The 12,271-nt window shown below is 44.7% G+C and carries 8 protein-coding genes and 4 tRNA genes; 7 read left to right on the top strand and 5 right to left on the bottom strand.

Annotated elements, in window-relative coordinates:
• Window positions 1-72: 72 nt before the first annotated feature.
• Window positions 73-1,371: a hypothetical protein gene (locus CDG61_RS02765; RefSeq protein ID WP_087549960.1), complete on the top strand. Its 1,299-nt coding sequence runs from the start codon at window positions 73-75 to the stop codon at window positions 1,369-1,371.
• Between the two features lie 90 nt (window positions 1,372-1,461).
• On the opposite strand, the gene CDG61_RS02760 is transcribed toward CDG61_RS02765, so the two are convergent.
• The 4 genes from CDG61_RS02760 to CDG61_RS02745 all read right to left on the bottom strand — a co-directional run bounded on the left by CDG61_RS02760 (window position 1,462) and on the right by CDG61_RS02745 (window position 2,338).
• Window positions 1,462-1,538: transfer RNA gene (locus CDG61_RS02760), tRNA-Arg, on the bottom strand.
• Between the two features lie 491 nt (window positions 1,539-2,029).
• A tRNA-Arg gene (locus tag CDG61_RS02755) sits at window positions 2,030-2,106 on the bottom strand.
• A gap of 49 nt (window positions 2,107-2,155) precedes the next feature.
• Window positions 2,156-2,232, bottom strand: a tRNA-Arg gene (locus CDG61_RS02750).
• A gap of 16 nt (window positions 2,233-2,248) precedes the next feature.
• Window positions 2,249-2,338: transfer RNA gene (locus CDG61_RS02745), tRNA-Ser, on the bottom strand.
• A gap of 270 nt (window positions 2,339-2,608) precedes the next feature.
• Between CDG61_RS02745 and rnr the strand changes: the two genes are divergently transcribed.
• The 4 genes from rnr to CDG61_RS02720 all read left to right on the top strand — a co-directional run bounded on the left by rnr (window position 2,609) and on the right by CDG61_RS02720 (window position 8,638).
• Complete coding sequence (rnr, locus tag CDG61_RS02740) at window positions 2,609-5,044, top strand: ribonuclease R (protein ID WP_087550026.1); 2,436 nt, start codon at window positions 2,609-2,611, stop codon at window positions 5,042-5,044.
• A gap of 840 nt (window positions 5,045-5,884) precedes the next feature.
• On the top strand, window positions 5,885-7,939 hold the full coding sequence (locus tag CDG61_RS02730) for a M3 family metallopeptidase (RefSeq protein WP_171405623.1): 2,055 nt from the start codon (window positions 5,885-5,887) through the stop codon (window positions 7,937-7,939).
• Between the two features lie 42 nt (window positions 7,940-7,981).
• Complete coding sequence (locus CDG61_RS02725) at window positions 7,982-8,191, top strand: YheV family putative zinc ribbon protein (RefSeq protein WP_171405523.1); 210 nt, start codon at window positions 7,982-7,984, stop codon at window positions 8,189-8,191.
• 15 nt (window positions 8,192-8,206) lie between these two features.
• Complete coding sequence (locus tag CDG61_RS02720; RefSeq protein ID WP_087549957.1) at window positions 8,207-8,638, top strand: hypothetical protein; 432 nt, start codon at window positions 8,207-8,209, stop codon at window positions 8,636-8,638.
• Window positions 8,639-8,675: 37 nt separating this feature from the next.
• Here the strand turns inward: CDG61_RS02720 and CDG61_RS02715 are convergent, their stop codons facing one another.
• Complete coding sequence (locus CDG61_RS02715) at window positions 8,676-9,581, bottom strand: DMT family transporter (protein ID WP_087549956.1); 906 nt, start codon at window positions 9,579-9,581, stop codon at window positions 8,676-8,678.
• 111 nt (window positions 9,582-9,692) lie between these two features.
• Here CDG61_RS02715 and CDG61_RS02710 point away from each other — a divergent pair, with 111 nt between their 5' ends.
• Window positions 9,693-10,460, top strand: coding sequence for an AraC family transcriptional regulator (locus CDG61_RS02710; RefSeq protein WP_087549955.1), 768 nt, complete (start codon window positions 9,693-9,695; stop codon window positions 10,458-10,460).
• Window positions 10,461-10,569: 109 nt separating this feature from the next.
• Window positions 10,570-12,261: a 2-isopropylmalate synthase gene (gene leuA, locus CDG61_RS02705; protein WP_228199604.1), complete on the top strand. Its 1,692-nt coding sequence runs from the start codon at window positions 10,570-10,572 to the stop codon at window positions 12,259-12,261.
• Window positions 12,262-12,271 lie beyond the last annotated feature (10 nt).

Genomic DNA, 12,271 nt, shown 5'->3' with positions numbered 1-12,271 from the left:
TCATGTCACTACATTTTTCTGGAAAAATGGTAAAAATGACATTCAGAAAAATAAAAATGCAGATGGAACACTATGCGCATAATGCAATGGAAACTGCTCCTGGTTACTACACTGATCTGTAGCAGCAGCTGGGCGAAACTGATTGACTGGACCGACAATGTCCCTTCCAGTCTTTCACTGTTCAACAACAGTGCCGAAGAACTTGCGGGACTGACTGCCAACCGTATTGTGATTTTTGCCCACCCCGTACAGCAGATTCATCTGCCCACCATGAAAAGCAATACCAGAACCTCAGCCCGTTTTTACAGTGGTGCGGTGGTCATTCCAACCAGCAGCCAGAACATTGCAAAACTGCTTTCCACCTACAGCGGTTATGCAGGGCTTTTTCCCACAGTGAAATCTGTCAGAATCCTGGAGCAGAAAGACAGTATCAGTCAGGTCAGATATGCCATTCATATCCCGACTCCGATTCCGGTACTGAACTTTAAAGAAAATATCACCATGCAGCATCATCTGACTGCAAACAGCATTTCAAGCCTGGTGATAGATGCACCGATTCCGTATGGTGCAGGAAAACTGGAATGGTTTGATCTGGGCAACAATAAAACCCTGGTAACCATTACTCAATGGGGCGACCTGACTCAGCCCAAAGGTTTTATTTTCAGTAAAATTTTAAAAGCATTGCCTGAAGTCCGACTTGGCATGCCCGCGGGTACAGATGCTTTTCTGCTTGAAGCACTACAACGTCGCTACAAACCATCCAGTGCCACGCCCTTAAAAGCAGGTGAATTGCCCTATCCATCACTGAACAGTCAGCAGATGCAGAAAATTACCAGTCTAAGCCAGCAATCACAGGAACCTGTTTCTTTTATTCTGCCGCAAAATCAGGTGCCCTATACCCATGGTATGGAAAATATGCGTTTCACCACCAGCTACCAGTATTATGCTGCCACACCGGAAGCCTTACAACCCTGGCTGAAACCCACCGCATATAAAACACTGTTTCCACGTCAGATCAAACAGATTAAAACCACCGCGACAGGCAATAATGCAGAAGATGCCGCATTTAAAATTTCAGTCGGTCTGGGCGTGATCAGCATTCCCTTCGATTTTCAGATGCGCTTTCAATATCCTGATGCCACGCAGAACAGTTTTTATGCCAATGGTGGAGATTTAAAATTTGTACGGGGTGCAATGCGAATAATTTCACAAAAAAATGGAACCCTGCTTAATGTCATCAGCGCTGTAAAAATTGATGAAAAAGCTCCGTTTCTGCTCAGAGCAATGCGTAGTCTCCCCTATCATGAGATGCTGCCTGCTGTGGGTGGAAATACCGTTTTCACGTTAAAAATAAAGCAGAAACTGAAATAATTTTTTCATATTTGATGAATATTATAGACACAAAAAAACCGCATAAAATATGCGGTTTCTTTCATTTTACATCTGTCGATGTAATCAAGCTGGTGCGCTCAGAGAGATTCGAACTCCCGACCCCTTAGTTCGTAGCCAAGTGCTCTATCCAGCTGAGCTATGAGCGCGACGTCTTGATGGGACGCATTATACGCCTTTTCACTTCGTTGTTAAGTGATTTTTAACCTGAATGTCACTGAACGGATATATATTGGACGATTTCACTTTTATTCATACAAAAATTAAGCGATATATAATCTATTCCATATTTTAACTTTCATTTTTATATTCAAAAAAATCAGAATCGTTCAACACGGGTCAATGACGATCATTTTTCTTTCTGACTCTCAGCAAACAGTTTCGGGTCAGCGACCAAAAAATCAGACCTTTCATATCGTCTGTATTACAAACCACATTTCATTTCTTACAGAAAAACAGAATTATTGCCTGTGCTGCACCCATAAACTTAACCACAATGCAGCAAAGCGGTAAAACATAAAACAATACAGTACGAAGCATTCTGCCAGAATACGGCATCATTCTGTACCTGTGCAAAACCATCAGACACAAAAAAATCGCAACATGTGCGATTTAATAGTCATCTTTAAGATGTTCAAGTTGGTGCGCTCAGAGAGATTCGAACTCCCGACCCCTTAGTTCGTAGCCAAGTGCTCTATCCAGCTGAGCTATGAGCGCAATACTTGTGTTGCCTGCAAGGGCAATGCGTTGTAACGATTTAACTTATTGGTGCGCTCAGAGAGATTCGAACTCCCGACCCCTTAGTTCGTAGCCAAGTGCTCTATCCAGCTGAGCTATGAGCGCGACATAAGTAAATCGTTGGCGGTGAGAGAGGGATTCGAACCCTCGATACAGTTACCCGTATGCATCCTTAGCAGGGATGTGGTTTCAGCCACTCACCCATCTCACCGTAACGAGCCGCCATAATACAAAGTTAAACCCGATTCAGCAAGTCATAGTGCTAAAAAAAATAAAGAATTTCGCTCAATGAATTATTTTTTAAACAATTTGATGCTCAGGTACTGTTTTCTGTGGTTAAAAAACAATCCAGAGCACTCAGCTGCACTGTAAATCCACTGAAATGCCCCCATAAAACACATTATTGCAATCAATTACGTGCAGTCTTGTTCTGCATGTCTTATGCTTAACTTAATCTTCTGAACTGAAGCTAAAATACATGATGAAAAACTGGGAAGACCCTGAGGCAAAAGCCGAAGCACAACGTTATGAAAACCCAATCCCGAGCCGGACACTGATTCTTGAAACACTGGAACAGATGAATGCGCCACAGTCTCATGCAGATCTTGTCGAAAAATTTGATATTGCAGACCAGAAAAGTATAGATGCGCTGAGTCATCGTCTGAGTGCCATGGTTCGTGATGGGCAGTTGATGAAAGATGGTCACAGATTTCAGCCTGCTGCTGAACTGCCAGAACATGAAGCAACGGTTTATATCAACTCGAAAGGATTTGGTACTGCCAGCATTACCGGGCAGGATGATCTGATGCTGCCTGAACGTGAATTACGCCTGGTCTTTAATGGCGATCAGGTGAAAGTCCGTCAGACTTCAGTAGACCGTAAAGGTAAGGCATGGGGATTTATTACCGAAGTCCTGCAGCATCGGGTGAAACAGATTATTGGTAAAGTCACTGTTCACGAAGGCGAATACTTTGTTCAGCCAGGCAATCCCAATGCGCATCAGCCCATTACGCTGGAAAAAGAATTGATTGAACACGCTAAGGTAAATGTCGGCGACTCAATCCGTGTTGCGATTGATGATTATCCAACCCGTGAAGAACTGGCGACTGGTCATATTATTCAGTCCATGGCAGACAAAGCCGACACTGAAATTATTATTCCACAGACCATTCTTGAGTTTGGTCTGCCTTATGAATTTCCTGAAGAAGTGATTGAGGAAGCTGAGCGGTTTAAAGAGCCGACTGCCAAAGACCGTGAAGGACGTATAGATCTGCGTGATCTGCCTTTAGTCACGATTGATGGTGAGGATGCACGCGACTTTGATGATGCCGTCTATGCTGAAAAACGCCCTGGTGGGGGTTATCGTGTGGTCGTGGCAATTGCAGATGTGAGTCACTATGTCCGTATTGGTAAACCTCTGGACGATGAAGCTCAGGAACGTGGGACATCGGTGTATTTCCCTCACTATGTGCTGCCTATGCTGCCTGAAGCACTCTCCAATGGCTTATGTTCTTTAAATCCTGATGTAGACCGTCTGTGTATGGTCTGCGATCTGAATTTAAGCCGTGCCGGTCGTGTGACAAAATTTGAGTTCTATCCATCAGTTATGCACTCTCAGGCACGTCTGACCTATACTCAGGTTGCTCAGTATCTGGATGGTGACAGTACTGCCGTTCCAGAAAACCGAGACGTACGAAAATCGCTAAATACACTGTATCAGCTGTATGAAACGCTGAAAGGTTTACGTGCAGAACGTCATGCAATGGAATTTGAAACCGTTGAAACCTACATGACCTTCGATGAACTCGGAGGAATTAAAGAAATCCTGCCACGTTCACGTAATGTTGCCCATAAACTGATTGAAGAATGCATGCTGCTTGCCAACGTTGCAGCGGCTGAATATTGTCTGAAAAATGAAGTACCGATGCTGTACCGTGTGCATGAAGCACCTGAGTTTTCACGTATTCAGAAAGTAAAAGACTTTGTGAAGTTACTTGGTCTGCCCTTCCCTGATCAGCCAACACAGGCAGATTACCAAAAAGTGATTGAAGCAACCAAAGACCGTATTGATGCGCCAAGCATCCATGCTGTTCTGCTTCGCTCGATGATGCAGGCATATTATGGTGCCAATAATCTGGGGCATTATGGTCTGGCTTATGAAGCGTATACACACTTTACTTCTCCAATCCGTCGCTATCCTGATCTGCTGTTACACCGTGCTATCAAAGCCAGTCTGACCACAAAGAAATATCCTCTTTCAGGTGCAGCACTGGACGATGCAGGAGAACACTTCTCTGCAACTGAACGTCGTGCAGATGAAGCCTCCCGTTCGGTCACATCCTGGCTGAAATGTCATTATCTGCAACAGCATCTGGGTGAAGAATTTATCGGAACCATCAGTGCTGTTGCTGAGTTTGGTCTGTTTGTCACACTCAAAGACCTGTATGTCGATGGCATGATTCATGTCAGCCAGCTGGGCGATGACTACTTTGTTTATGATCAGCCAAGCCAGAGCCTGGCTGGACAGTCCCGTGGGCAGACATTCAGCCTGGGAGATGAAGTTAAAATTAAAGTTGCAGCAGTGAATCTTGAAGAGCGCAAAATTGACTTTGAACTGTTACAGCAGCTGACTCATGCCGGACGTGCCATCCGCAGTAAAGCTCCACGGATTGCAAAAACTCAGGCTTCAGAGCAGGTTTTTTCTGAACGTCCCAGCAGACAGGCTGCAGCATCCACAGGCGACGAAAATGGTGAGCGACCTCCCATTAAAAAGAAGCCCAAAGGAAAACCCAGTTCTTACAGCAAAAAGCCTGGTAAAAACACTGCAGCTAAGTCTGAAGCAAAGGCTAAAGATAAAGTGAAGAAAAAGGCGAAAGCCAAAAAGAAAAAAGCCAATGCGAAAGCAAAGGATGAATAATCTGAATTAAAAAGAGCGCTTCGGCGCTCTTTTTGTTTATGATGATTGAAATTTAACAACAAAATCTGTCATGGCAAAAAATTTAATCACAAAATATGATCATCACTATTATGTGATTTTCATTCTGTCTGTTTTAGCCATCAGTGCAGCTTATGCTGTTTCATTTGTTAATTTTCATGCAACAGAAGCTGTCAATATCTTTGCTCTTTGTGCATCAGTCATGCTCTATGTTGTTATCATTCTGTACTTCTGTTCTTTATACAGAAAACAGCAATGGATCATTCCCCGTTCGTGGCGGAATTTCCAGAAACGACCTTTGCTTTATTGTCTGATTATATTTCCCATCTGCTTTATCCCTGTCTGCTGGCTTAATTTTTCTCAGCTTTTTCCTATGTTTTATACGAAAATCACTGGAATTAAATCGGTTGAAATTTTAACAGCACATACAAAAGAACATCACTTTAAGAAAAAAACAACTTACTGCCTATCAAACAAATACTCCTGCTTACCTGTTTGTAAGATCAGTGATCGGGAATTTGCACAGTACCAGAACAGAAAAGTCATTTTACAGATCACCCGTCAGAAAAGTTCACTCGGAACTATAGTCCACTCGATTGATCATATTCGAGTGTCCAGGAGCAGTCATCTGCAATGAGTCTGTATCCTGTCGAAATAAACAGATAGAGTGACGGCTTTTACTGACTTTAATACCGATCCATTTTCAGCATCATTTAAATCCAGTCTGAAAATGTATGAAATCCTGCAACACTGTTTAAATTTATTGTCAAAGCTTGATTTCCCCGTTCAGAAGCCCTACATCTATAAATAATTCAGGACATTATCTGGCATAAAGACATGACATTAGAAAAGGCAACTTTACCTGTACCCCAGTTCGATCAGATCACACTAGATCAGCTGAAACAACAGATTGAACAGGCAATTGCAGATGGTCAGGCTTTTTTAAATGACCTGCAGGCAGTACCTGACAGTATTCAGCAGCAACTTCAGACGCTGGAGCAGATTGACACGCTTGAAAACAGCATGAGCGAAGCATGGGGCATTCTGTCCCATTTAAATGCGGTCATGAATAATGCTGAGACACGTGAGCTGTACCAAGCTTTACTCCCTGGATTAAGTGAATATTACACACAGCTTGGTCAGCATGTTCCTTTGTACCAGACCTATCAGCATGTTTATGATGCATCACTGTTTGATACCCTTCCCCCTGCTCAGCAAAGTGCCGTTAAACTTGCTTTAAGAGATTTCAAGCTGTCTGGTGTTGCACTGGAAGGTGCTGCTAAAAAACGTTATGCAGAAATTTCAGCACGCCTGTCTCAGCTGTCTTCTGACTTTTCCAATCATGTACTGGATTCAACGCAGGCTTTCAGTCTGCCCCTGTCAGAAGATCAGTTAAAAGGTTTGCCTCAGAGCAGTATTGAACTGTTAAAACAGTATGGGCAGCAGCGTGAACTGAACCAGCCCGTTGCGACACTGGATATTCCATCGTATCTGGCTGTGATGACCTATGCCGATAACCGTGAATTACGTGAGCAACTGTACAGAGCTTATACCACCCGTGCATCAGATCAGGCAGCTGATTTACAGTTTGACAATACCCCGGTCATGGTCGAAATCCTGAGCTTACGTCAGGAAATGGCAAAACTGCTGGGCTTTGACAATTATGCAGAATATTCCCTGGCGTCCAAAATGGCGCCTGATGTTGAAACGGTCCATCAGTTCCTGGTTGATCTGGCTGAGCATGCAAAAGCACCGGCTGAGCAGGAAATTGCTGAACTGAAGAACAGTGCACAGGCAGATGGTGTTGAACAGTTACAGCCCTGGGATGTTTCTTATTATTCAGAAAAACTTAAAATTCAGAAGTTCAATTTATCTCAGGAAGATTTAAAGCCGTATTTCCCTGCACCTAAAGTGATTCAGGGATTATTCAGCGTAGTGAACCGTCTTTATGGTGTTCAGGTGATTGAACGTGAAGCACCTGTCTGGCATCCCGATGCACGTTATTATGAGCTTGAAGACCAGGGCATCGTAATCGGTGGTTTCTATTTCGATCTTTATGCCCGCAACGGTAAGCGTGGTGGCGCCTGGATGAGTGGGTTCCGCTCACGGATGCAGACTGAAAACGGCATGCAGAAACCGGTCTGCTATATGGTCGGTAACTTTACACCTGCAGTGGGTGATCAACCTGCACAACTGACGCATGATGAAGTCGTGACCCTGTTCCATGAGTTTGGTCATGGTCTGCATCACATGTTGACTGAAGTGGATAATATTTCTGTTGCCGGTACACACGGCGTTGCCTGGGATGCTGTGGAACTGCCAAGTCAGTTCATGGAATTCTGGACATGGGATACTGAAAGTCTGCAACTGATCAGTCAGCATATACAGACATCTGAAAGCCTGCCAGAAAACCTGCTCAAAGCACTGCTTGATGCCCGTTTTTTCCAGTCCGGTATGCAGACTTTGCGCCAGATCGAGTTTGCTCTTTTTGACCTGACTATTCACAGGAAAACTCCTGCACTTCAGGCAGATCAGATCCAGCAGACACTCAATGAAATCCGTCAGAAATATGCTGTTGCGCCTTCTGCTGAATACAACCGCTTTCAGCACAGTTTCAGCCATATCTTTGCCGGTGGCTATGCTGCGGGGTATTATTCCTACAAATGGGCAGAAGTTTTAGCAAGTGATGCTTTTGACCGCTTTGAACAGGAAGGTGTATTTAATACTGTCACTGGCAAGCAATTCAGAACGTTTATTCTGGCAGTTGGCGGAAAAGATTCAGCACTTGATGCGTTTATCAATTTCCGTGGACGCGAGCCGAAAATAGATGCTTTATTACGTCATCAAGGTTGGACTAACACCTCTAAAAACGCTTAAACTATTGACCTTTGATTAGATCACAGGGTGAGCTGAATGACCATTAAACGTCGCTTCATTGCAGGGGCGAAATGTCCGAAATGCCAGGCAATGGATCGGGTGGTTATGCTCACCTCTGGTGAAGACGAATGGATTGAATGTATCGACTGCGGTTATTCGGAAAACCGTCCAACCCATGTCGATGCACCAGAAGAACCACCTCAGCCTGATGAGGTGGGCGTCATTCAGTTTAAACCACGTCAACCTGAATAATTATAGGTCCTTTTCATGGCGTCAGATTCAAGAAACAGCTCTGTACTTTTATGGGGAATTACGGCTGCACTGGTTGCGGCAGTAGTCATATTTTTTGCATATCAGTGGCTCTTTGCAACCGGCAACGAAAAGCTGCCTGAATATCAGGACATCAATGCTCAATCTGTAAGCCCTGCTAAAAAATCTGCTGTACCTGCATCTGTAGAACAGCCTCCTGTTGCCACTGAAGAAGAAACCATCAAACTGGTTGAAGAAGATCTTTTAAAAGCACCTGTTCCTGAAAATGCCTCATTAGCCAAAGAAGAAATTGCCCGAATGGATGACCTTCAGGCTCAGCTCAAAGATCAGGAAAAAATGCTGAAACAGCAGCATGCTGATGCAGATGAACTGATTAAACTCAAAGAAGAACAGTTAAAACTGCTGGAAGCTCAGCTTGCTCAGAACTGAGCCCTGATCAGACATAAAATACTGCATAAAACCCTTTTCAGCTGGATTGCAACTGACCTGTTTTCAGCGGTTTATTCAATAACTGTGCCATCAGAATCCCTGCCAGTGTCAGCCCACCACCTGCCAGATGATAAAATTCAAGCTGCTCACCCAGCATCATGACTGCAATCAGAGCCGTAAATAAAGGCAGTAAATTCATAAAAATACTGTTTTTACTGGGGCCCAGACAGCGCACGCCCTCAATCCATAAATAAGACAGCAGCACAGAAGAAAAAATACCGGCATACACAATCAATGGTACTGTCTGCATGTTCAGTTGCCGCTCACTGTTTTGCAGTCCCACAAAAAACGGGAAAACATAAATCAATGCGAATATTGCCTGTACATACGTGGACTGCCATGCAGGAACTGGCATTTTCCAGTATTTGAGTAAAACGCTGTACAGTGCATATCCAGTCGCTGCTATCAGCATCAGACCATCGCCTGCATACACACCACCTGCAAATAAAGTACTGATCTGACCATGACTGAGCAGATAAGCAATTCCGATCAGAGAAAGTATTCCTCCCAGTACCATGCCATAACTCAGTACTTCCTTTAAAATCCAGGTACTGATCAGAAGCGTCAGCAATGGAATCAGGGCTGTAACAACTGCCATATTGGTTGCAGTTGTTGTGGAAGCTGCCTGATAGGAAAGCCACTGAAACAGTGAGACAGACAGAAAACCGCCAACAGCCAGCTGCTTCCAGTAACGGATGATCATCTGACGGTTTTTCCAGGCCGGAATCAGGACAAAGGTACTCATCACAGTCAGAGCAAGAACCAGCCGATAAAATGTAATTGCCACAGGTGAAATCGCATGGCTTGCCATTTTCGACACAACAACATTACCCGCCCAGAACAGAATCGCCAGCAAGGGATACATAAAAGCATAACGGCTCATCGGAACTCCTGTATTTTCAGATTTGCTGTATGTATGCTAAAAAGATCAAAAGGATCATTTACACGACAAAAAGACATTTATTGTCGATAAAAAGACAAGTAAGGCAAAAATATGGGCACCCGTTATTCACATGGTTATCTGAATTACCCCGTCTATGCATTTTCACAGGACTATCGGCATGGTCATGTTGAAGACTGGCATGAACACGAACGGATTCAGCTGATCCATACATTAACCGGTGTTATTCGTATTCAGACGGAAGCAGGGACATGGGTCACGCCTCCTGGTCGTGGAGTCTGGATTCCAGCAGGACAGTCACACTCCCTGCATATCAGTGGTGATGTACTGGCATGTGGTGTCTTTATTGACCCGCTTGCCCGGGCTGACCTGATCCAGGAATGTCGTGTCGTCGCTGTTCCTCCCCTGCTCAGGGAACTGATTACTGCGGCTCAGAACATTCAGGAAGAAATCCACCCTTTCAGCAGAAATGAACGGGTTCTTGAACTGATTCTGGATGAAGTCAGACAGCTATACGATCTCCCGTTTAACCTGCCAGAGCCCCGACATCCAGGTCTGCTTGCGCTCTGTACTGCTGTTCGGGCTCAGTTGAATCTGCCCTGGAGTATTGAGCATGCAGCAGAGCATGTTCACATGAGCAGTAAAACATTCAGTCGGCATTTTCAGAAAGAGACCGGACTGAATTTCAGTCAGTGGCTGCGTCAGGCAAAACTGTTACATGCCATGACCGAACTGGCGCTGAAAAAACCTGTTCTCGGTGTGGCGCTGGATCTTGGTTATGACAGCCCCAGTGCTTTCAGTGCAATGTTCCGACGTGAAACAGGGATGAGTCCATCTGAGTATATCCAGCAGTTTCAGTAAAAAATGCGATATACGCCTGTCTGTTTCCCGACAGTTTATGGCAGTAATTCAGGCGAATATATTCCGATCACAGCACATAATTTTCTTCAGTCCCTCATGATGGAGAAAAATGATGTTGCTGCATCCACAACAAAAATACAGAGCTTTTGAAAGTATTGAGCTGACTGACCGTACATGGCCTGACCATAAAATCCGCCATGCACCGCGGTGGTGTTCAACCGATCTGCGGGATGGTAATCAGTCCCTGGTCAATCCAATGAATCCTGAACGGAAACTGAAATTTTTCAGAATGCTGCTTGAATGCGGTTTTAAGGAAATTGAAGTTGCCTTTCCCTCTGCTTCAGAAACAGATTTTCTATTTGTCCGTCTGCTGATTGAACATGATCTGATTCCTGATGATGTTCAGATCCAGGTGCTGACTCAGGCAAGACGGGACCTGATTGAACGTACATTTGAATCATTACGGGGAGCTAAACAGGCAACCATTCATCTGTACAATGCTACGGCAGAAGTGTTCAGACGTATTGTATTTAAAATGAGTGAACAGGAAGTTACTGCACTCTCTGTCAGCGCAACACAATATATCCGTGAACTGTGCGACCAGCACCCAGAAACCCAGTGGACATTTGAATATTCACCAGAAACTTTCTGTTTTACTGAAGCCCGGTTTGCCCTGAAAATCTGTGAAGCAGTGAGTGCTGCATGGGCACCTTCTGAAAACCGCCCCATGATTCTGAACCTGCCGACCACCGTTGAAGTCAGTATGCCAAACATATTTGCTGATCAGGTGGAATGGTTCTGCCGGAATTTTTCACAGCGAAAAAATGTCTGTATCAGTATTCACCCACACAATGATCGTGGTACAGGTGTTGCAACGGCTGAAATGGCATTGCTTGCAGGCGCAGACCGGATAGAAGGCTGTTTATTTGGTAATGGAGAACGTACCGGTAATGTAGATCTGGTCACACTGGCATTGAATCTCTATACCCAGGGAATTTCACCACAGCTTGATTTCAGTCATATCCAGCAAGTGGTTGAAGTGGTGACAGAATGTAATGAGCTGCCTGTTCATCCCAGACATCCTTATGCAGGAGAGCTGGTCTTCACAGCATTTTCAGGCAGCCATCAGGATGCCATTAAAAAGGGATTTGCTGCCCGTAAAAACCAGCAGCACAGTTACTGGGAAGTCCCTTATTTACCGATAGACCCTGAAGATCTGGGCTGTAATTATGAAGCGGTCATCAGAGTCAACAGTCAATCAGGTAAAAGTGGTGCGGCATGGATTCTTCAACAGAATCACGGTATTGATCTGCCACCAAAGCTTCAGCGTGAGTTCAGTCAGATTATTCAGCAACGTTCCGATCAGGATGGCAAAGAGCTTGGGCAGGCTCAGATCTGGGATATATTCTGTGAGCACTATGCGCTGAAACAGGAAAAACTGCGGCTGAGCAGTTATAACAGTTTTCAGCCTGAGCAGGGACTGACAGAAATCACACTGTCCCTGAACGGGCAGAATGTCACCTGTACTTTGCAGGGATGTGGAAACGGTCTGCTTTCAGCGAGTTGCAATGCCTTAAGTGAACTGATTCCTCAACAGATTCAGGTGCTGGATTATCAGGAACATACTCTCGGTAAAGCCACATCCAGCCGCTCCATCTGCTATCTTCAGGTACAGCTGAAAGGCATCGGTATTTTCTGGGGAATAGCTATAGATCATGATATCGGCAAAGCCTCTATTCAGGCGCTGCTGAATGCCTGTGCCCAGGCTGAAACCGTTACCCACATCCCTGAAGCGCTGTAATTTCAGTTCA

The organism is Acinetobacter sp. WCHAc010052 (assembly GCF_002165295.2).
Taxonomy (GTDB): domain Bacteria; phylum Pseudomonadota; class Gammaproteobacteria; order Pseudomonadales; family Moraxellaceae; genus Acinetobacter; species Acinetobacter chinensis.
The sequence above is the reverse complement of the archived record's forward strand: the minus strand, read 5'-3'. Positions and strand labels throughout refer to the sequence as shown.